The organism is Kribbella sp. CA-245084, assembly GCF_050942355.1.
GTDB lineage: Bacteria > Actinomycetota > Actinomycetes > Propionibacteriales > Kribbellaceae > Kribbella.
Genome location: NZ_CP192053.1, coordinates 798,549 through 819,657, shown reverse-complemented (window position 1 = coordinate 819,657; position 21,109 = coordinate 798,549). Strand labels below are relative to the sequence as shown.

Annotated in this window: 18 protein-coding genes; 12 read left to right on the top strand and 6 right to left on the bottom strand. The window is 67.8% G+C overall.

Annotation, left to right across the window (positions count from 1 at the left end):
- The first annotated feature begins 74 nt into the window (after positions 1–74).
- The 3 genes from ACQPYH_RS04085 (at position 75) to ACQPYH_RS04075 (ending at position 2,630) form a co-directional block, all read left to right on the top strand.
- Positions 75–809: a Type 1 glutamine amidotransferase-like domain-containing protein gene (locus ACQPYH_RS04085; protein WP_432886739.1), complete on the top strand. Its 735-nt coding sequence runs from the start codon at positions 75–77 to the stop codon at positions 807–809.
- A 274-nt stretch (positions 810–1,083) separates the two neighbouring features.
- Positions 1,084–1,737 (top strand): phosphotransferase family protein, encoded by a 654-nt coding sequence (locus ACQPYH_RS04080; RefSeq protein WP_432886736.1) that lies wholly within the window; start codon positions 1,084–1,086, stop codon positions 1,735–1,737.
- Positions 1,738–1,790: 53 nt separating this feature from the next.
- Positions 1,791–2,630, top strand: a complete 840-nt coding sequence (locus ACQPYH_RS04075; protein ID WP_432886733.1) for a nucleotidyltransferase domain-containing protein — start codon at positions 1,791–1,793, stop codon at positions 2,628–2,630.
- A gap of 16 nt (positions 2,631–2,646) precedes the next feature.
- Here the strand turns inward: ACQPYH_RS04075 and ACQPYH_RS04070 are convergent, their stop codons facing one another.
- Positions 2,647–3,462, bottom strand: coding sequence for an SAM-dependent methyltransferase (locus ACQPYH_RS04070; protein ID WP_432886730.1), 816 nt, complete (start codon positions 3,460–3,462; stop codon positions 2,647–2,649).
- A 238-nt stretch (positions 3,463–3,700) separates the two neighbouring features.
- On the opposite strand from ACQPYH_RS04070, the gene ACQPYH_RS04065 reads away from it, so the two are divergent.
- Together ACQPYH_RS04065 and ACQPYH_RS04060 are read left to right on the top strand one after the other, a co-directional pair.
- Positions 3,701–5,350 (top strand): BTAD domain-containing putative transcriptional regulator, encoded by a 1,650-nt coding sequence (locus ACQPYH_RS04065; protein WP_432886727.1) that lies wholly within the window; start codon positions 3,701–3,703, stop codon positions 5,348–5,350.
- A 65-nt stretch (positions 5,351–5,415) separates the two neighbouring features.
- Positions 5,416–6,063, top strand: coding sequence for a LuxR C-terminal-related transcriptional regulator (locus ACQPYH_RS04060; protein WP_432886724.1), 648 nt, complete (start codon positions 5,416–5,418; stop codon positions 6,061–6,063).
- Between the two features lie 134 nt (positions 6,064–6,197).
- Here ACQPYH_RS04060 and ACQPYH_RS04055 read toward each other — a convergent pair whose 3' ends face one another.
- The 4 genes from ACQPYH_RS04055 to glgX form a co-directional block, all read right to left on the bottom strand.
- The gene (locus ACQPYH_RS04055; RefSeq protein ID WP_432886721.1) at positions 6,198–6,395 is read right to left on the bottom strand and encodes a hypothetical protein; all 198 of its coding nucleotides are present in this window, start codon (positions 6,393–6,395) and stop codon (positions 6,198–6,200) included.
- Between the two features lie 155 nt (positions 6,396–6,550).
- The gene (treZ, locus tag ACQPYH_RS04050; protein ID WP_432886718.1) at positions 6,551–8,278 is read right to left on the bottom strand and encodes a malto-oligosyltrehalose trehalohydrolase; all 1,728 of its coding nucleotides are present in this window, start codon (positions 8,276–8,278) and stop codon (positions 6,551–6,553) included.
- Position 8,279: 1 nt separating this feature from the next.
- Complete coding sequence (gene treY / locus ACQPYH_RS04045; protein ID WP_432886715.1) at positions 8,280–10,676, bottom strand: malto-oligosyltrehalose synthase; 2,397 nt, start codon at positions 10,674–10,676, stop codon at positions 8,280–8,282.
- Positions 10,673–12,790 (bottom strand): glycogen debranching protein GlgX, encoded by a 2,118-nt coding sequence (gene glgX / locus ACQPYH_RS04040; RefSeq protein WP_432886712.1) that lies wholly within the window; start codon positions 12,788–12,790, stop codon positions 10,673–10,675. The genes treY and glgX overlap by 4 nt, the downstream gene beginning before the upstream one ends.
- 260 nt (positions 12,791–13,050) lie before the next feature.
- On the opposite strand from glgX, the gene ACQPYH_RS04035 reads away from it, so the two are divergent.
- Both ACQPYH_RS04035 and ACQPYH_RS04030 read left to right on the top strand, forming a co-directional pair.
- The gene (locus ACQPYH_RS04035; protein ID WP_432886709.1) at positions 13,051–13,467 is read left to right on the top strand and encodes a hypothetical protein; all 417 of its coding nucleotides are present in this window, start codon (positions 13,051–13,053) and stop codon (positions 13,465–13,467) included.
- A gap of 62 nt (positions 13,468–13,529) precedes the next feature.
- Positions 13,530–15,587, top strand: coding sequence for a bifunctional polysaccharide deacetylase/glycosyltransferase family 2 protein (locus tag ACQPYH_RS04030; RefSeq protein ID WP_432886706.1), 2,058 nt, complete (start codon positions 13,530–13,532; stop codon positions 15,585–15,587).
- Here ACQPYH_RS04030 and ACQPYH_RS04025 read toward each other — a convergent pair.
- Positions 15,577–16,239 (bottom strand): TetR/AcrR family transcriptional regulator, encoded by a 663-nt coding sequence (locus tag ACQPYH_RS04025; RefSeq protein ID WP_432886703.1) that lies wholly within the window; start codon positions 16,237–16,239, stop codon positions 15,577–15,579. The genes ACQPYH_RS04030 and ACQPYH_RS04025 overlap by 11 nt on opposite strands.
- Positions 16,240–16,306: 67 nt before the next feature.
- Between ACQPYH_RS04025 and ACQPYH_RS04020 the strand changes: the two genes are divergently transcribed.
- The 5 genes from ACQPYH_RS04020 (at position 16,307) to ACQPYH_RS04000 (ending at position 21,092) form a co-directional block, all read left to right on the top strand.
- Positions 16,307–16,996 (top strand): DUF4386 domain-containing protein, encoded by a 690-nt coding sequence (locus ACQPYH_RS04020; protein WP_432886700.1) that lies wholly within the window; start codon positions 16,307–16,309, stop codon positions 16,994–16,996.
- A 3-nt stretch (positions 16,997–16,999) separates the two neighbouring features.
- Positions 17,000–17,752, top strand: a complete 753-nt coding sequence (locus ACQPYH_RS04015) for a S1 family peptidase (RefSeq protein ID WP_432886697.1) — start codon at positions 17,000–17,002, stop codon at positions 17,750–17,752.
- Between the two features lie 5 nt (positions 17,753–17,757).
- Positions 17,758–18,126, top strand: a complete 369-nt coding sequence (locus ACQPYH_RS04010) for a cupin domain-containing protein (protein WP_432886694.1) — start codon at positions 17,758–17,760, stop codon at positions 18,124–18,126.
- Between the two features lie 405 nt (positions 18,127–18,531).
- Positions 18,532–19,962, top strand: a complete 1,431-nt coding sequence (locus tag ACQPYH_RS04005; RefSeq protein WP_432886691.1) for a hypothetical protein — start codon at positions 18,532–18,534, stop codon at positions 19,960–19,962.
- Entirely contained in the window at positions 19,944–21,092 is a 1,149-nt protein-coding gene (locus ACQPYH_RS04000; protein WP_432886688.1) for a DegT/DnrJ/EryC1/StrS family aminotransferase, read from the top strand. The genes ACQPYH_RS04005 and ACQPYH_RS04000 overlap by 19 nt, the downstream gene beginning before the upstream one ends.
- Positions 21,093–21,109 lie beyond the last annotated feature (17 nt).

The following is a 21,109-nucleotide window of genomic DNA, read 5'->3' as shown; positions in this document are numbered from 1 at the left end:
ATCGGGGCGGGGCTGTTCGTTGCAGGGGTGAGCGGCCGCACGCTCCGCCGTACGGACAACCAAGGAAAGGCACCATGAAGCTTCTGCTGACTTCCGCCGGGATTCACAACGCGACGATCGAGGACGCGCTGGTCGACCTGCTGGGCAAACCGATCGCCGAGTCCACCGCACTCGTCATCCCGACCGCCATCTACCCGTTCCGCGGCGGGCAGTTCGGCGCGTACCGGATGCTCTCCGGCAACGGACCGTCGCGTCTGACCGGCCTGGGCTGGAAATCGCTGGGTCTCCTCGAACTGTCGGTGCTGCCCAGCATCGAAGAGGACGCCTGGGTGCCGACGGTCCGCGAGGCCGACGCATTGCTGTTCTGGGGCGGCGATCCGCTGTTCCTCGCCAACTGGATGCGCCGTTCCGGTCTCGCCGACCTCCTGCCGACGCTGCGTCCCGAGGCCGTGTACGTCGGGGTAAGCGCCGGCGCCATCACCGCCGCCTCGACCTTCGTGGAGACGTACACCGAACAGCCCCGTGGCACCGACGGACCGCTGAAGTCGGAAGACATCGTCTTCAGCACCCCCGAAGGCGACCTCCACCGGCTCCTCGTCACCGGTGAAGGAGTCGGGCTGGTCGACTTCGCGGTCATCCCGCACTTCGAACACCCCGACCACACCGACGCCTCGTTGGCCAACGCCGAGAAGTGGGCAGCGCACATCCCTGCGCCGACGTACGCGATCGACGACGACTCGGCCATCAAGGTGGTCGACGGCACCGTCGAGGTCGTCTCCGAGGGCCAGTGGAAGCTGTTCACCCCATAGACCTGGACCCCTACCCGGTCACGTGCCAGGATCTCCGAGTGCGGGACGGGTAGAGGTGCAGGCGGCGCGCAGCCGACCGAGCGGACAGTGAACTGGGCCGTCGATTCGATCGGCGGCGACGCCACGATCGAGTCGGTGCAAACACTGCACGACGACCAAGGCCCATGGCGGCTGCGTGCCGACGTACGTGGTCGTGAGAGACATTTCGTACTGCGTTCGCTCACGCCACGCATTGACGCGGAGTTGATCGCTACGGGCGCGGCCGCTCTCGAGGTTGCCGAAGTACACGGATTGCCGGCTCCGCGGCTCGTCGCGAAGGACCTCGACGGTCGCGCGGCCGGCGTACCGGCAACGCTCGAAACTGTTGCTGCAGGCAACACAACGTGGCCGTCGGCGTTGCCTGTCGCGGCGGCTCCGCGCAGCCGGTGCGGCACTCGCACAGGTACATGCGATCCGGCTCGAGCCCGGCCCGCACCTGCCGCTTCGAATACGTCCGATCGCGGTCGACTACTTCGCCAGAGACCGCCGGCTGGGTCAGATGCCGACGACGCCACTCCTCAGACAAGCAGACGACCTGATCCGGAGCATGCCTCAGCCGGAGGGCGAAACCGTCCTTGTCCACGGCGATGTCTGGCCGGGCAACATGGCTTGGACGGACGACGCCAGCTGCACTTTGATCGACTGGAAGACAGCTGGTGTCGGCAACCCCGGCGTCGATCTCGGCGAACTGCGCAAGCAGATCGCCATCACGTACGGCGCGACAACCGCAGACATCGTGGAAGCCTGGGAAGAAGCCTCTGGTACGGCGGCCACGAACATCCCGTACTGGGACGCCGTCGCCGCCCTCAACACCCCGACGACTCTTTACAGCCCCGAGGCGACTGCGAGGCGCGATGCGTTCCTCGAGGCAGCCCTCGACCAGCTCTAACGCGCATGGGTCTCCCCGGTGAAGCTGTTTGCCTAGGGGCATCATGGACGTCCATGACTGACAATGCTCGCGAATACTTGGCCAGCAGCGGTGCGGCGGACTCGGGGCAGCAAGCGCTGATCGAACGGGCTGAACACGTTCTCAGCAAGGATGATCGGGTGCTGGGCGTGTGGCTGGTGGGTAGCTTCGGCCGGGGTACGCACGATCGGTTCAGCGACGTCGATCTGTGGGTCGTCGTCGCCGCGGACGATGCCGAGAGTTTCTGCGACGACTGGCCGAAGACCTCGGACGAGATCTCGCCGACGGTGTTCCGTCGCGCGCTCGGCCCGCGGGTCTTCAACCACATCACGCCGGACTGGCTTCGCTTCGACGTCTCCGTGAGTACGCCGGACGCGATCGGCAGCCGTACGCGATCGACCGCCAAGCCCTTGTACGACCCGCACGGTCTGAGTGCCGGACTCGCAGCACCAGGCGCACCGAAACAGCCGGACCCCGCCCGCGTCGAGTCCATCACTGTGGAGTTCCTCCGCGTACTCGGCCTGCTGCCGGTCGCCATCGGACGCGAGGAGTACGTCGTCGGCCAGTCAGGCGCCGGCCTGCTCCGACAGATGCTGATCGACCTGATGCTCGAAGACGTCGCCGTCGAAGACCGAGGCGGCGCCCTACACCTAGACCGCCTGCTACCAGCGGACCGTCAGCAACTCCTCGCCAGCCTCCCACCCCTCCAAGCCACCCGCGACGCAGTAATAACCGCCAACCTCACCTGCGCCACCCACTTCCTCCCCCTAGCCCGCACCCTCCACACAAAATGCGCCCTCCCCTGGCCCCAACCCCTAGAAGACGCAGCCCGCCAACACCTATCCACAACCCTGTCGATCCACCTACCCACGTAACCCCACATCGTGGGACTTAGTTCTTGCGGGCGAGTACTGCGGCTATTAGGCGTTGGTAGTCGTTGGGGTCTTCGGGGGGGTTGTCGTTGCGCCAGTCCGAGGCTGCTACGAGGCCGGGGTCCAGGACTGTGAAGCCTTCGCCGAAGAGGGCGAGGATCTGGTCGTCGGTGCGCCAGCGGCCGCGGCCGAGCGAACCCTGGAGGAGGGTTTCGAGCTCTTGGCTGCGGGGGTCGTTCTCGCTGCGGAAGTGCGTGATGAAGATGTGGCTGCCGGACGCGATGCGGTCGTGCCAGAAGCGGACGATGGCGGCCGGGTCCTCGTCGTCGTTGACGTGGTGGAGGGTGGCGCTGAAGATCACGCCGACGGGCAGGCTGAAGTCGATCAGCCGCACGGTGTCGGGGTGCTCGATGATCGCCTTCGGCTCGCGCAGGTCGGCCTGGATGACGGTGGTGTTGTCGTTCTCGGCGAGCAGCGCGCGTCCGTGGGCGAGCACGATCGGGTCGTTGTCGACGTACACCACCTTCGCGTCCGGCTCGAACCGCTGGGCGACCTGGTGCACGTTGTCGGCCGTCGGCAGGCCGCTGCCGAGGTCGATGAACTGCCGTACCGGCGTGTTCGTGACGATCTCCCGGACCGCCCGGATCAGTGCGCCGCGGTTGTCGTACGCGATCATCCGCGAGCCGGGCAGTTCGTTGATGAACCGGTCCCCGAACGCGCGGTCGACGGCGAAGTTGTCCTTGCCCCCGAGCAGGTAGTCGTACGTCCGGGCGATGCTCGGCTTACTGGTGTCGAACGGGTACGCCGAGCCCACCTGCTCGCCTGCGTCAGCCATCGCGCGGAGTCCTTCCTGTCGAGACAGCTGTCACTCTATGCGACGCGGAAACTACCTCGCTCCGGACCCCGGCCAGTCACGTTCCACCGACCGCTTCCCGAACACCGCCGCAACGCCTTCCGGCGGCACCGGCTCGAGGTCGGACAGCTCACCCGGCGCGCCCCGTCGTTCTCGCGTACGCGCGCAGCCATCTCCCGGTGTCATCAAAATGTCATCGGCTCCCCGGATCGTGGGTGGCATGAACGGTCACGCCGCGCACACACTGGACCGGTTGAGCTTCCGGGTGCTGGGCCCGCTCGAGGTCGACGGGCCCGACGGACACCCGCTGGACCTCTGCGGCGGCAAGCCGGCGACCGTGCTGACCCTGCTCCTGCTGCACCGCAATGCCTGGGTCAGCACCGAACAGCTCGTCGACGCGGTCTGGGCCGGCCGGGACGTGCCGGCATCCGCGCAGAACAACCTCAAGACGTATGTGTGGCAGCTCCGCCGCTCGCTCCCGGAGGACCGCATCGAGAGCCGTCCGGGCGCGTACCGGGTGCACGTCCGCGCCGGCGAACTCGACGCCGACGTCGCCACCGCCCTGGGCGACCAGGCCCGCGAGCTGCTCAGCCGTCAGAGGGGAGCTGTGACGAGGTGCCGCGCAGTAGGCACAGAACCAGCAGACCCCCACTCAGACTCCGCCGAGGCGATCAAGGTCGTCGAGCGAGCGCTAGGGCTGTGGCGTGGTGCGCCGTACGACGGTCTGACTGCGGATGCCACGTCGACGGTCGACCGGCTGACCGAGCTGCACCGGGCGTTGCGCGAGGACCTGGCGGACGCCCAGTTGCTGCTCGATCGGCCCGCCGAGGCGATCGCAGTACTGCGTGCGCTCACCGAGGAGGAGCCGCTCCGCGAACTGGCGTGGGCCCGACTAATGGCGGCGTACCGGCAGGTGGGACGCCGCCACGACGCGCTGGCGGCGTACCAGCGGGCTCGGACCGCGCTGGTCCGCGACCTCGGGATCGAGCCGGGCGCTGAGCTGACCGCGCTGCACCAGCAGATCCTCAGTGAGGAGCCTGGGCCGGTCACAGTCACGACGCCTGTCAGCTCGAACTTGCCGCCGCGCGTCCCCGGCTTCGTCGGCCGTCAGCCCGAGCTGCGCGCCCTGCGCGGGGCCCGCGGCGTGGTCACGATCGACGGGATGCCCGGCATCGGCAAAACCGCCTTCGCGCTCGAGGTCGCCGCGGCGTCGGGTATCGAGACCCAGCAGTACGTCGACCTGGACCGGCCGACGTCGTTGCCCACGGCAACCGATCTGCTGATCCTGGACAACGCCGAGGAGGCGGGCCAGATCCGGCATATGCTGCCGAACGACCCGGACGCGCTCGTACTGGTCATCAGCCGCCGCCGGCTCGCCGGCCTGGACCGTACGGCGGCGATCACGCTCGACGTGCTGTCACCAGACGATGCTGCGCGCTTGACCGATGTCGAGCAGATCCTGAGCTGCTGCGGCGGTCATCCGGGCGCGATCCGGCAGCTGGCCGAGCGGCTACGCAACCGGCAGCCCTGGACCGTTACGCGGATGGCTGCCCGCTTCGAAGATCCGGCGGCCCGGAGCCAGGCGCTGGCAGACCTGCTCGCCCACTTCGACGACGTGTACGACGCACTGCCCGGCCCGGCGCAGCGGCTGTACCGGCTGATCGCGATGACACCGCGGTTCGATCTCCGTCAGGCTGCGCGAGTCACGGGCACGGATCGGGCCGACGCCGAGCTCATGGTCGACGTACTGATGGACCACAACCTGGTCACCGAGCCGGCGCCGGGACGCTTCGAGGTCCAGCCCGTCGTACGCGACCACGCCAACCAGCTGCTGATCGCAACCGGACCGAAAGCGGAGCTGGTCGCATGAGCGCGTCACACCCGGCCGCGGCCTACTCCGTCCCGACCACCCTTCCCTTGGGGGGTACCTCTCCTATGACTGTCACGATGCTCAACCGGCCAACCGGTTTCCAGCAGATCCCCGCCCACGGCGGCCTTGCCGAGCTCCTCGCCTCCGCGGAGAACGAGGTGATCGCGATGAGCACGCTGACCCCGGCCGGGCCGACGTTCGGGCCGCGCGAGGTCAAGCACGGCGTGCGCTACCGGGCGATCTACCCGGACCACGCACGGACCACGCCGACCTTGGGCCGACACCTCGGTGCGTTATCGCTGGCGGGCGTCGCGGTGCGGACGACCCCACAGGTGCCGATGAACGCGATCGTCATCGACGGCGCCGTCGCAGTGCTGCCCGCCGACACCACGAACGGCAGCGTCGCCGTACTGCGGCTGACCAGCGTCGTCGTCACGGCCCTCGAGTTGTTCGAGCGGATCTGGCCGGACGCCGTACCGCTGGCCGACAGCGACCTGCCGGACGACACCGACCTGTCGTTGCGGGAGCAGGAGATGCTCCGCCTGCTCGCCCTCGGCGCGACCGACGAGGTCGCCGCCGCGCAGCTCGGCATCTCGGTCCGGACGGTACGCCGGATGGTCGCGCAGATCATGAACCGCCTCGGCGCCCGCAGCCGTTTCCAGGCCGGCGTCAAGGCTGCTGATCGCGGCTGGCTCCTGGAGCGAGCATCGTGATTGCGCCCTCGCGGGTCCGTGCGTCAAAGCCAAGCCGGAGGGGCCGTCGTCGGGGGCTGGGGCGACGGCCGCTCATACGGCTGGTTCAGAGGTGAACGGTGGCCTGGTCTGGCGGGCCCTGCCACCGGGTGTCGTTAGTCCAGCGTGGTTTTCGGCACTTTTTGGTCGCGGCCGGACGCGCGCCGCTCGTGGGTCGTGTCGTGCACCGCGTGGTCTGCAGCACGTGGAGCCGGGCACACCGGGCCGCGACGGATCGGACCGCCGCCCAGCCTCCGGCTCTTCCACTGCTTCTCTTCGTAGTCGTAGTAAGTATCGACGCCTCCGACAGTCATCCGGTCCTCCCTTTGACCCCCGTCCCCTGCTGGCCCATCAACAGTCCGTCACGACCGCGCCACCAGACAAGCGATTCCGGAAATCACCACGGATCAACATGCTCGAACGCCGAGTTCTGTTGGTTTGCCCCACAAATGTGCAGCGTTGGAAAGTCTCAGACGGAGACGATGCCGACGCCGTGACCGGGCAACCACAGTCCGCCGTCGGCCAGCTCGGCCGCGCCGAACGACATCACCAGGTAGTCCGGGTCCGCATCGACCGGCACCACGGCGTCCTCGGCGGCCAGATTCGCCACCACCCGCAGGCTCCCGCGTGCCACCACCAACCACGCACCGGCCGGGTCGAACGAGATCCCGACGGACTCGAGCCGGTCGTCCCGCAGCTCCGGCATCCGCGCCCGGAACGTGAGCAGATGCCGGTACCACATCAGCACCTCATGATGCGGAGTCTCGTCCGGCTCCGACCAATCGAGGACCGAGCTGCGCCAGGTCTGGGGATCCTGCGGGTCCGGGATCTCGTCGGCATTCCAGCCGAACTCCGCGAACTCCCGCCGGCGCCCGGTCCTGACCGCCTCGGCCAGCTCGGGCTCGCCGAAGTCGGTGAAGAACCGCCACGGGGTCGAGGCGCCCCACTCCTCACCCATGAACAGCATCGGCGTGTACGGCGACGTCAGTACCAGCGCGGCGCCGATCGCGAGCTGCCCCGGCGTCAGCGCCGGCCGGTCACCGAGAGCCCGGTTGCCGATCTGGTCGTGGTTCGACGTGTACGCGAGGAACTGGCTGCCGTGTTCCTTGCGCGGATCGACCGGATGTCCCCAGATCTTGCCGCGGAACGTCGAGTACGTCCCGTCGTGCATGAACACCCGCGTCAGCGTCTTCGCGAACACCGCAAGGTCGCCGAAGTCCACGTAGTACCCGAAGCGCTCGCCGGTCAGCAGCGAGTGCAGTGCGTGGTGGAAGTCGTCGCTCCACTGCGCGGTCATGCCCATCCCACCGCTGGAGACCGGCTCGACGGTGCGCGGCTCGTTGAGGTCGGACTCGGCTACCAGGCCTAGCGGTCGTCCGAGCTCACCCGAGAGCTCGGCGGTCTCGTCAGACAACTGCTGGAGCAGATGCGTCGGGCTGTCGTCCACCAGCGCGTGTACGGCGTCCAGCCGCAACGCGTCGATGTGGAAGTCGCGGAACCAGCGCAGTGCGTTGTCGCAGATCCACCGGCGTACCTCTTGGCTGCCGGTGTCGTCGAGGTTGACCGCTGGACCCCATGGCGTCGTGTGGCGGTTGGTGAAGTACGGACCGAAGCTGGCGAGGTAGTTCCCGCTCGGGCCGAGGTGGTTGTAGACGACGTCGAGACAAACGGCCAGTCCGGCCTCGTGACAGTGGTTCACGAACCGCTGCAGCGCTTCAGGTCCGCCGTACGGCGCGTGGACGGCGTACAGGTCCACACCGTCGTACCCCCAGCCTTGTACGCCGGGAAACGCGGCGACCGGTAGTAGCGAGACCACCTCCACGCCCAGCACGGCCAGGTAGTCCAGGTGCTCGGCGGCCGCGTCCAGCGTGCCGCCTGCGGTGAAGGTGCCCAGGTGCAGCTCGTAGAAGACAGAGCCGCGTACGTCGCGACCGGTCCAGTTGTCGTCGCTCCACTCGAAGCGGTCCGGCTCGAAGACCCGGCTGAACCCGTGTACGCCGTCCGGCTGCCAAGGGCTGCGTGGATCGGGCATCGGGTCGCTGCCGTCGACGGAGTACGCGTAGTCGGTGCCGTGGTGTGCTTCGACGACGTGCCGCTCCCACCAGCCGTCCGGTGCGAAGCGCATCGGCAGCACACCGTCCCGCAGTACCAGGTCGACGTTGGTTGCCTCAGGCACCCAGACACGGAAGGTATGCATGTCAGCTCCTGACCAGCAGGGCCACTGGCAGGTCTGTCAGCAGGTCTTCGATTCTGGCAGCACCACTACCCACCTCGCGACCGGTCAGCACGTTCTTCCACTGCCCGCTCGGCAGCACGACCGCGCTCTCGCCCCAGCCGCCGAGACGGTGCAGCGCAGCGGGCAGTCTGGTCGCCACGGTGATGACCGCGTCGCCACGGGCGAAAGCGACCGCATGCCCGTTGGACGTCGGGAGCGGCGTGTAGCTGCCGGCGAAGGCCTCCGGGTACTGCCGGCGGATCCGGAGTGCCCGTGAGGTGATCAGCAGCTTCTCGTCGGACAGGTTCTCCGGCTTGCCACCACCGTCCAGATGCTGCAGCCGCTCGATGCGCCGCTCGTAGTCCACCGGCCGCCGGTTGTCCGGGTCAACCAAGGACAGGTCCACCAGCTCGGTGCCCTGGTAGACATCCGGTACGCCGGGCATCGTGAGCTGCACGAGCTTCTGCCCGAGGGTGGCTGCCCTGATGTAGGCGCTCTGGTCGTCAACGAAGCGGCGTACCGAGTCGAGGACGCCCTCGTCATGCAGGACAGCGTTGACGAAGGCAGCGACCGTCTGCTCGTACTCCTCGTCCGGTGAGATCCAGGACGTGTTGCGCTTGGCCTCACGGATCGCCTTCAGCAGATAGGCCTGCATGCGGTCCTCAGCGAGCGGCCCGTCATCCCACGTGCCAAAGAGCGTCTGCCAGAACAGGTACTCCGTACTGCCGTCCAGCAGCGGACTCCGGTGGTCTTCCGACAGGCGACGCCATTCGCGAACCGCCTCTGACCACGCCGCGGGCTGCTCGGACAGTACGCCGAGTCGCGCACGCACGTCCTCGGAGCGCTTGGTGTCGTGAGTCGACAGCGTGGTCATCGTCTTCGGCCAGTGCTTGTTCAGCTGGGTGGAGTACGCGTGGAACTCCTCCGGCGTGACACCGAAGTGCTCCGGGTCGCCACCGACCTCGTTCAGCGACGTCAGCCGGAACCACCGGTAGAACGCGGTGTCCTCGACGCCCTTCGCCATCACCGGACCGCACGTCTGCTGGAAGCGCACAATCAGCTCGGCCCGCGCCCGCTCGTCGATCGTGCTGGTCTCCCGACCGAGCAGGAGGTGCAGTACTAGGTCGAGCGTGGCCTGCCGGTCCTCGTCGAGATTGTCGCGTGACTTCTCCGCAGCCCGTTCCAACGCAGCCACCGCAGTCGGCGACGGCTCCTCCCCCGGTACGACGTACGCGCGGTAGACGTCGAAGTGCACCAGCAGCTCGGCGACGACCTCGTGGAACGCCCGCCTCGTGTGGTCACGCAGCCGTACGTCGTCCTGGCAGATGCGCGCGAGCAGCTCGACCAGACGATGCACCTCGGCGTACTGCCCGTGCTGGACTATCTCGCGCTTCGCCTCCTCCACAACCGGCCCGAAGTCGGCTGGAGCACCGGTGAGCTCGGAGTGCAGGGCTGCGAGTGGTGCAGCGCCGGAGGGGTCGACGAACAGACCTCCGACACGCAGCAGGGCGTCGTACCCAGTCGTGCCTGCGCAGGGCCAGTCGCGGGGCAGTTCTTCGTCGCCCTCGAGGATCTTCTCCACTACTACCCACGCACCGCCAGTGCGCTCGGCCAGTCGGCGCAGGTAGCCGCGTGGATCGGCCAGACCGTCCGGGTGGTCGATCCGGAAGCCGTTGAGCTCGCCTTCGTTCAGCAACGCCAGCAGGAGCTGGTGTGTCGCGTCGAAGACCTCCTGTGTTTCCTGACGGATCGCAGCGAGGGTGTCGACGTCGAAGAAGCGCCGGTAGTTCAGCTCCTCGTCAGCGACCCGCCAGTGCGCGAGGCGATACCACTGCTCAGTGACCAGTGCGGCAATCGGCAGGTCCTCAGTCCCCGGACGCAGCGGGTACTCGTGCTCGTAGTACCGCAGTACGCCGTCGTCGACGGACAGCTCGCCGTCGGCCAGCACCTTGCCGATCCGCTGACCCAGCACTGCCATCAACAGCGGCTGGTTGCCGGAACCCCAGTCGACGTCGAACCACTCCGCGTACTGCGAACCCGGGCCGAGCCGCAGCACCGACCAGAGCGCCTTGTTCAAGCTGGCCGGCGTCGGTACGGCGACATGGTTCGGTACGACGTCCGCGATCGCGCCCATGCGGCTCTCGGCCAGCCGGGCCGACAGCCGGTCGAACGCGGGCCGTCCGCCCATCGGCTCGGACAGCCTGCTGTGGTCGACCACGTCGTACCCGTGCGTGGAACCGGGCGCAGCCTGGAGGATCGGGGACAGGTACGCGTGGGAGATCCCGAGGCTCTGCAGGTACGGGACTACCGCGGCGGCGGCGTCGAAGCCGAACTCCGCGCGGAGCTGAAACCGGTAGGTGGCCTGCGGGACCCCCCTCATCCGGCGGCCTGCCTCGGGCGGGTCAGGACGAGCGTGCTGCGGGCCTCCAGCTGGACGGTGTTGCCAGCTGGATGCGGCTCGTCGCTCGCGCCGCCGGTGGCACTCGCCGTGTCCACAGCCACTGTCCAGCTCTCGCCGTACTCCTCCGGTGGCAGGAGGAAGTCCACCGGCTCGTAGTTGCTGTTCATCAGCACCAGGAACGAGTCGTCGACCACCGGCTCGCCGCGCGGGTCCGGCTCGGAGATCGCGTCGCCGTTCAGGAAGACCGCGATCGAGCGGGCGTCGTTCTGCTGCCAGTCGCCGTTCTGCATCTCGGTGCCCTTGGGCGTGAACCAAACCAGGTCACCGAGGCCGTCTACGCCGGTGTCGCCGTGGAAGAAGCGGCGACGACGCAGCACCGGGTGGTTGTTGCGCAGCCGGACCACTGAGCGAGTGAACTCCAGCAGGTGCTTCTGCGGTTCGGACAGCTCCCAGTCAACCCAGGCGATCTCGTTGTCCTGGCAGTACACGTTGTTGTTGCCCTGCTGCGTCCGGCCGAGCTCGTCCCCGTGGGCGATCATCGGCACGCCCTGCGAGATCAGCAGCGTGGTCAGGAAGTTGCGCTGCTGGTTGGCCCGCAGTCGCAGTACTTCGGGGTCGTCGGTCGGGCCCTCGACGCCGCAGTTCCAGGAGCGGTTGTGGCTCTCGCCGTCGTTGCCGCCCTCGCCGTTCGCGTCGTTGTGCTTGTCGTTGTACGAGACCAGGTCGCGCAGCGTGAACCCGTCGTGCGCGGTGATGAAGTTGATGCTCGCCAGCGGCCGGCGGCTGTCGTCCTGGTACAGGTCCGACGAACCCGTCAGCCGGGAGGCGAACTCGGCCAGCGTGTACTGCTCACCACGCCAGAAGTCGCGCACGGTGTCGCGGAACTTCCCGTTCCACTCCGTCCACAGCGGCGGGAAGTTGCCCACCTGGTAGCCGCCGTCGCCGACGTCCCACGGCTCGGCGATCAGCTTCACCTGACTCACCACCGGGTCCTGCTGGACCAGGTCGAAGAACGCCGACAGGCGGTCGACCTCGTGGAACTGACGGGCCAGCGTGGCAGCCAGGTCGAAGCGGAAGCCGTCGACGTGCATCTCGGTGACCCAGTAGCGCAGCGAGTCCATGATCAGCTGCAGCACGTGCGGGTGCCGCATCAGCAGGCTGTTGCCGGTGCCGGTGGTGTCGTAGTAGTGCCGCTTGTCCTCGTCGACCAGCCGGTAGTACGCCGCGTTGTCGATGCCCTTGAACGACAGGGTCGGGCCGAACTCGTTGCCCTCCGCGGTGTGGTTGTAGACCACGTCGAGGATGACCTCGATATCCGCCTCGTGCAGAGCCTTCACCATCGCCTTGAACTCGGTCACCTGCTGCCCGAGGGTGCCGGTGGACGAGTAGGCGTTGTTCGGCGCGAAGAAGCCGATCGTGTTGTAGCCCCAGTAGTTGGACAGGCCGAGCTCCTGCAGGTGGCCGTCCTGGGCGAACTGGTGCACCGGCATCAGCTCGATCGCCGACACCCCGAGCTCCTTCAGGTGCTCGATGGTTGCTGGGTGCCCGATACCGGCGTACGTGCCGCGGATGTTCTCCGGCAGACCGGGGTGCGTCTTGGTGAGGCCCTTGACGTGCGCCTCGTAGATCACCGTCTCGTGGTACGCGTGGCCCGGCGGGCGGTCGTTGCTCCAGTCGAAGAACGGGTTGGTGACCACCGACAGCATGGTGTGCTCGCGGTTGTCCATCGTGTTCAGCTCGTCCGGCTTCTCGAACCGGTAGCTGAACAGCGACTCGTCCCCGTCGATCTGCCCGTCGATCGCCTTCGCGTACGGGTCCAGCAGGAGCTTGGACGGGTTGCAGCGGTGACCCTCGGCCGGGTTGTACGGCCCGTGCACCCGGAAGCCGTACCGCTGCCCCGGCTGCACCGCCGGCAGGTACCCGTGGTGTACGAAGCCGTCCACCTCGGTCAGCTGCACCAGCTGCTCGCTGCCGTCGTCACCGACCAGCGCCAGATCCACTCGTTCGGCAACCTCCGAGAACACCGCGAAGTTCGTCCCGGCGCCGTCATACGTGGCACCGAGAGGGTAAGGACGACCAGGCCATTTCTGCACCTGACGACAGTAGCCACCTCCACCCCCGGTCACTCCACGGCGGGGTGTTTCTGTCCCGAGAATTCACCGGGCAAGGGGTTGCACGAAGCTGCAAGAGCCTTAACATCCCAAAACCGACACAGTTCGACTAAGCTCCAGCGCTTGTGAAACCGCCTTCCCCTCGGCGGCCCGTTTTCCTGGATTCGACCGGGCGTCGTCGTCGCACTATCCGAAGAACCGGCGCCTTCCTGGCCGTGCCTACTGTCGGTTACCTCCTCCTCATGGCCAGTAGCCTCCTCGGCGGGCCGCGCATGGACACCCCGCTCATCCCGCTCCCCGAGGCCGCGAAGCCTCACCACCGGCCGGCCACGCCGCCTGCTGAAGCCGCTGCGCAGACACCCCGGCCCACCGCGGAGCACACGGTGACGCCAGGTGACGGACCCACCGAGCAGCCGTCGTCGACCACAGGTACGACGGCTCCCACCGGCGACCCCACCGCCGTCCCGACCGCAACGGCTGTCCCGCCGGCGACCGTGCTGCCCCCGACGCTGACCGTCGCACCGACGACCCCACCGGGCCGGACCAACTCACCCAGCACGACCGCCACGCCGACCACGACGACCACGACCACGACCACGACGCACGGCAACAAGCCGACGACACCACCCGGCCATACCAAGACGCCGAACAAGCCGTGAGCCGGCCGGTCGCGCGGCGAGCCAAACCGGTTCCGCTCCGGACGCACTGGATCGTTCTGACGATGCTGCTGGTCTGTCTGTCCACGATGCTGCTGCTGAACGGCTACACGCACCACATGTTCGGGGCGGAGCCCGACGGCGCGGTCAAGTCGGCCGGCGGAAACAGTACGGTGCCGCGGTCGATCGTCACCGGCGGACCGGTCATCGACGCCGGTTCCGGCGTACCGCGCTCGGTGTCACCACACGCGCGCACCATCGCGCTCACGTTCGACGACGGACCCGATCCGGTCTGGACACCCAAGATCCTTGACCTGCTGCGCGAGCAGAAGGTCCACGCGACCTTCTTTGTCGTCGGCACGGCGGTCGCCGCGCACCCGGAGCTGGCCCGCCGGATTGTCGCCGAAGGCCATCAGATCGCCGTGCACACCTTCACTCACGCGAATCTGTCGACCACTGCGGCCTGGCGGCGCTCGCTCGAGCTCCGGCAGAGCCAGCTCATCCTCGCCGGTGCCACCGGAGTCAGTACGACGCTGCTCCGGCCGCCGTACTCGTCCGAGCCGGGCGCGCTGACCGATCGCGACTGGGCCGCACTGCAGAAGACCCGGGAGGCGGGCTACCTCGCCGTACTGACCAGTCAGGACAGTGAGGACTGGCGGCGGCCCGGGACCGACCAGGTGATCGCCAACTCGATGCCGCGCAGCACTGCCGGACAGGTGCTGCTGATGCACGACGCGGGAGGCGACCGCAGCGAGACCGTCGAGGCGCTGAGCAAACTGCTGCCCCGGCTGAAAGCCCGCGGGTTCCGGTTCGCCACCGTCAGCGACGCCGTCGGTCTGCCGGACCCGACGCGCCATGCCGGCGTGCTCGACCGCGGCCGGGGTCTCGCGGTGATCTGGGTGATGCGGATCAGCGACGCAGTTCTGTCGTTGATCACCTGGCTCCTGTACGCCGCCGGCGCGCTGAGCGTGCTGCGTGCCATCACCACCGTCATCGCGGCCCGTCGCCATGCCCGGATGCGTGGCTGGACCTGGGGTCCGCCGGTCACCGAGCCCGTGAGCGTGATCGTTCCGGCGTACAACGAGAGCGCGGGGATCGAGGCGGCTGTCCGGTCGCTGGTGGCCTCGGACCATCCAGTCGAAGTGATCGTTGTCGACGACGGGTCAACCGACGGTACGGCGGATCTCGTCGAGGCGCTGCGTATCCCCGGGGTCCGGGTGATCCGCCAGGCGAACGCGGGCAAGCCGGTCGCGCTCAACACCGGCCTGCGCGCCGCGCGGTACGAGCTGATCGTCATGGTCGACGGCGACACGGTCTTCGAACCCGATGCGGTCCGGAATCTGGTCCAGCCGTTCGCACATCCGAGCGTCGGGGCGGTGTCGGGCAATGCCAAGGTCGGCAACCGGCGCGGCCTGCTCGGTCGCTGGCAGCACATCGAGTACGTGATCGGCTTCAACCTGGACCGGCGGCTGTTCGACCTGGCCGAGTGCATGCCGACAGTCCCCGGCGCGGTCGGCGGATTCCGTCGTACGGCGCTGGAGCGGATCGGTGGGCTGAGCGACGTGACGCTCGCAGAGGACACCGACCTGACCATGGCCCTGTGCCGGGACGGGTGGCGGGTCGTCTACGAGGAGAGTGCGGTGGCGTGGACCGAGGCGCCGGCCTCGCTCGATGCACTGTGGCGGCAGCGGTATCGCTGGTGCTACGGCACGCTGCAGGCAATGTGGAAGCATCGCGGCGCGATGGTGCAGCGCGGTACGGCCGGGAAGTTCGGGCGACGCGGGCTGACGTACCTGATGCTCTTCCAGGTACTGCTTCCGCTGCTGGCGCCGGTAGTGGACGTGTTCGCGATCTACGGCCTCGTGTTCCTCAACCCGGTCCGCGTGCTGGCGGTGTGGCTCGGCTTCATGCTCCTGCAACTGACCATGGGTTTCTACGCGTTCCGTCTGGACGGCGAACGTGCCGGTCCGCTGTGGACGCTGCCGCTGCAGCAGTTCGTCTACCGCCAGCTGATGTATCTGGTCGTCATCCAGTCGGTCTTCACCGCACTGGCCGGCACCCGGCTCCGCTGGCAACGCATGGAGCGCTACGGCAGCCTGCAGGCGCCTACTACTACTTCGTGATGCCGTCGAGGATGCGGTGCAGGCCCCAGAGGTACTGCTCGGTGGTGACGAAGCGGGCCATGGTGGGGACCGCGGCGGCGGAGCGCGGGAAGACCTCGGCGGGGATCTGCTCGTAGGTAGCGCGACGGCGTGCGACGCGGACATCTTCGGGCGGAAGCGGGCCGGGGTCGGTCTCGTCGGAGACCTCGAGTGCGATCGATCCGAGCACGTAGACGATCAGCAGGTACGTCGACCGCGCGGCCTCGACCGGGTCTATCCCGGCGTCGATGAGGAGACCGAGCAGGCGCTCGTTGAGTGCCGTCGTCCGCGGACCGTCCATCGGACCGGTCATCAGCAGCGCGCCGGCGCCGGGGTGTGCGACCAGGTTCTCGCGGACGTCGAGGGCGAGGGCCTCGATGCGGTCGCGCCACGGCAGATTGTCGTCGGCGAAGCCGCCGCGGTCGGCGTCGCCGAGCAGTTTCTCGACCAGCGCCGCGATCACCGCTGACTTATCAGGGAAGTAGGTGTAGACGGCGTTCGGCGCGACGCCGACCTTCGCTGCGATGCCGCGGATCGACGCCTGGCCGCCCTCGTCCAGGAGCTGGAGCGCGGCGGTCAGGAGCTCGTCCTCGGTCAGGGTTCGTCGCGGCCCGGGCCGCCCTCTCGTAGCCATCTCTGGACAGCGTACAGAGTTACCTGCAGACTATCTCTGTACACCGTACAATTTCTTGGAGGGGATCATGCGCCGTACCACTGGAATCCTGTTCGTCATCGCCGCCGCGAGCTTCGCCGTCGCGGCGGGCGTGCTGTCCGCGACGTTCGACTGGCCGGACATCCTGCGCGAGCCGGCCGACAAGGTGCTGAGGTCGTACGTCGACGGCGGCGCCGGGTTGACCTGGACCTGGTTCGCCACCGCCTGGACGTACGGGCTGCTGGCGATCCCGATCCTGATGTTGCCACAGGCAATCAAACGCACAGATTCGACGGTATTGCGAGTGGCGACCGCCCTGGGGGCCGTGTCGGTACTGCTGTCGCTGATCGGCTTCCTGCGCTGGGTTTTCGTCGTACCGCCGTTGGCTCACGCTTACATGGACGGCGACAGTACGGCGGCTGCGGCGTGGACCGCGCAGCATCAGTTCGGCGGGGCGTTGCTGGGTGAGCATCTGGGGCAGGTGCTGGCGATTGTGTGGAGCATTCTGGTGAGCGTCGTCGTACTGCAGACCGGCGTGTTGCCGCGCTGGATCGGCTGGGTCGGACTGGCGGCGAGTCTGCTCTACCTGGCCAACCAGGGCGACGTACTCGCGACCGCCGTGCCCGGCTTCCCGGTGTGGGATGCGGCCGGACTGCTCGGGAGCACGGCGTGGGGGCTGTGGACGATCCTGCTCGGCGTGGGAGTTTACTTGCAGCGATCGTCATCTCACATGGAGTAGTGAATGTTGAAGCGGGCTGCACTTGTTGTCGGGGTTCTGCTGGCCGTCACGGCCGGCGCGAAACCGGTCGTCGTCGGCGGGACGTTGGCGAGTTCCACCGAGGCGCCGTGGGCGATCGCGCTGAACAACACCCAGTCCGCGGACTCCAGCGGCCGGTACTGCGGGGCCGCGCTGGTGACGCCGAACAAGATCGTCACCGCCGCGCACTGTATGGACGAGGACATCTCGACGTACTACGCCGTGCAGGGGCGGGCGAACCTCGCTGACGACTCCGTGGGGCGGACGTCGGCGATCAGCAAGGTGTGGATCCATCCCGGGTACAACACGAAGGACAACCGCTACGACTTCGCCGTACTGACGTTGGCGCGGCCGTTCACCGGTGTGCCGGTGCTGCCGCTGGAGACGCGGGTGCGGGCGGATCGCAAGGGCGTCGTACCGACGGTCTACGGGTGGGGTGACACGGAAGGGACCGGGCTGGACGACACCCTGCAGAAGGCGGCGGTGCCGGACCTCGGGGACAAGACCTGCCTGGCGGTGAAGAGCTACGTCAGCAACGGGTACGCCGCGTCGACCAACATCTGCGCCGGATACCTCAACGGCGGGATCGACGCCTGCCAAGGCGATTCCGGCGGACCGCTGGTGCTGAACGGCCGACTGCTCGGCGTGGTCTCGTGGGGACAAGGTTGCGCGCAGGCCGGCAAGCCCGGCGTCTACGCCGAAACCGCCGCCGTCGCGAAAGCATTGCTGCAACACTGAGGGGTATGCCCGAACCAGTCCGCGTCATCAAGGCCGGCGAGCTGGTCGCCGCCGATCCCACCGACGGCATGCTCCGGATGCGAGCCTTCGAACTCCCGATCCTGTGGTCCGGCCAGGTCATCACCCAGCCCGGCGCGATCTCCGGCTGGCACCACCACGACAAGAACGAGAGCAGCCTCTACATCGTCCGCGGCGTACTCCGCCTCGAGTTCGAAGGCACCGGCGAGTACCTCGACGCGGTGGCCGGCGACTTCGTCCACGTCCCCGCCTTCACCATCCACCGCGAAAGCAACCCCAGCTCGGACCCGTCCCTCGCCATCATCGCGCGGGCGGGCGGCGGCATCCCCACGGTCAACGTCGACTCACCTCGGTAGTTATTACGGGCGTCCATAACTGATATTTGGGTCTTGCCGAAGTTTTAGGGGTACGGCAGGGTTGGCCGCGTGCCAGAACGTCATGCGGTCTCGGTCGTGGACAATCAGGTGGCAACAGAGCAGGCCCATCAGGCGGGTCAGGACGCCTGGTGGGTCTATCTGGATGAGGTGCTCGGGCATCTGCGCCTGCCATACCGGAAGATCCCTCTGTCCGAAGCTGGTGTTTCGGATGGCGATGTCTTGGTCTTCGCGACCACCGCTGAGGCGGACCCTGGGCTAGAGCAGTGGGTGCGCGACGGCGGCGTATTGATCCTGGTTGGCGATCCGGGCCCACTGGCTGGGCTCGCTGGGGTATCTGCTGACGGCTCCGTTTTAGAGGACCACGTCGCGGTTGCAGACAGCCCTGTGTGGTCGTCGCGACCGCCTGTTGCGTTGCACGCCGTCGGCGGGAGTCGGCTGATCGGCGCGGATGTCGAGGTGCTCGCATCCTGGGAGTCCTCGGATGCGGCCGCGATCACGCTGCGCCGGCTCGGCGCGGGCGTCGTGCTGACGTACGGCGTCGACCTGTGGCAGAGCATCGTCCGCATCCAGCAGGGGTACGTCGTGACCGCCGACGGTGAGCCGGCCGCCGACGGCACTGCGCCGATCGACGACGGCGTCCTCAAGTGCGAGGACGGGATGACGCTCAGCTTCGAACGGGACCGGGCGATGCCGCCGGGCGAGCCGGAGTTGGTCGAGCCGTTCATGCATACGTATCCACCGCCCAGCGCCGTACCTATGTTCGACCAGCCGCAGGCCGACTGGTGGTGCTCGCTGTTCGCGCAGAGCCTGTGGTGGGGCGCGTCGCACAGCGGTGCGGTGGTGCCGTGGCTCGGGTACTGGCCGGCTGGGGTCGATGCGGTCGCGCATATGTCGCACGACTCGGACGGCAATGAAGAAGAGGAAGGCCAGGCGGCGCTCGACGCGTTCGCCGAGGCCGACGTCTCGGTCACCTGGTGCCATGTGTTCCCCGGTGGGTACTCCGCTGAACTGCACGCGGAAATCACCGCGGCCGGACACGAGAATGCCCTGCATTACAACGCGATGGGCGACGCCGACCTTGCGGTGTGGGGCTGGCCGCAGATGCGGGCGCAGTACGCCTGGGCTCAGGCCGTGACGAGCACTGAGGACATCATCTCGAACAAGAACCACTACACCCGCTGGGAAGGCTGGACCGAGTTCTACCTCTGGTGCGAGCGGCTCGGCATCCAAATCGACGAGTCGCGTGGGCCGAGCAAGCAGGGTGATGTGGGGTTCGTGTTCGGCGCGGCACACGTGTCGTACCCGATGGGTCCGGTTGCTGAGGGCAACCGGTTGTTCGACGTACTGAATCTGCCGCTGCACACGCAGGATCTCGCTTGGGCAGGGCACTCTGCCGTACGCGATGTGATCCTGGACGGAGCTGCGGCTGTACACGGCGTTGCGCACTTTCTGTTCCACGGTCCGCACTTGCACAAGCGCCCGGCGACGCGGGCGGCATGTCTTGAGCTGGCCGCCGAGGCGCGGCGGCGCGGTATGCCGTGGTGGACGGCCGGTCGGATCAACGCGTGGGAACGCAGTCGGCGCGGCGTGACGCTGTCGGTCGAGCCGGTGGCGGACGGGCTTGCTGTGCAGGCGTTTGCGGTTGAGCCGGTCGAGGGTGCCGCGGTGCTGCTCGCCGTACCCGAAGGTGGTTCTGACCCGATCGTCAAGGAAGGCGAGGGATCGGCCCGGATCGTCGTACGGCACGGCCGGTCCTTCGTCGAACTGTCCGCAGATCTCGTTGCCGGAGACAACAGATGGGTGATCACACTATGATGCCTGAGTGGCCGCAGTACGACGACGATGAGGCGAAGGCCCTGCTCGAGGTACTGAACTCGGGGAACTGGGGCAGCACGAGCGGCGATGTCGTCGCGACGTTCGAGCAGGAGTTCGCGGCGTACCAGCAGGCGGGTTTCGGGATCTGCCTGAGCAACGGGACGCTGGCCATCGCAGCAGCCCTGCGTGCCGCTGGGGTTGGCATCGGCGACGAGGTGATCGTGCCGCCGTACACCTTCATCGCGACTGCTTCGGCGGCGCTGTTCGTTGGCGCGGTTCCGGTCTTCGCGGACGTGGACCCGGACACGCACCTGCTCGATCCTGTGGCTGCCGAGGCTGCGATTACTGAGCGGACAAAGGCGGTCATCGTCGTCCACCTCGCGGGTCGGCCTGCTGATATGGATGCGTTCACCGCGCTGGGTGCGCGGCGCGGCCTCACGATCATCGAGGACGCGGCCCAGGCGCACGGCGCGGCGTACAAGGGTCGTCCAGTGGGCGCTCTTGGTGACCTGGGTACGTTCAGCTTCCAGAGCAGCAAGAACATCACCGCGGGCGAGGGCGGCGCCGTACTCACCGACAACGAGGAGTTGGCCGGTGCCCTGTACTCCCTCGTGAACGTCGGCCGGGTGCCCGGTGGCGGCTGGTACCAACACGAGGCGGTCGGCTACAACCTCCGCCTAACCGAGTTCCAGGCAGCAATCCTCCGCGTCCAACTCCGCCGCCACCCGGCCGTCCAAGAGGTCCGCGAACGCAACGCCCGCCTCCTAATCAGCCTGCTCCGCGACGTAGACGGCATCCACCTAGCCCCCGAAGACCCCGCAATCACCGCCCACGGCCGCCACCTCTTCCTACTCCGCCTCCCCAACCACCGCGAAGCCGTCCTATCCTCCCTAACCGCAGCCGGCCTCACCCGAGCCTCCACCGGCTATGTCCCCCTGCACCGCAACGCCGCCGTACTCCGAGAATCAAAAGCCATCACCGAGAAGCTCGGCCAGCCGTACCCAACCGCGAACTGCCCTCACGCCGACGCCGTGTCCGCGGACACGATCTGGCTCCCCCAGACGTATCTACTAGGTACCGAAGACCAAACCCGAACGATCGCCACCACCATCACCGAAGCAGTCAGGTAACTGCAGGGGTCATTGGA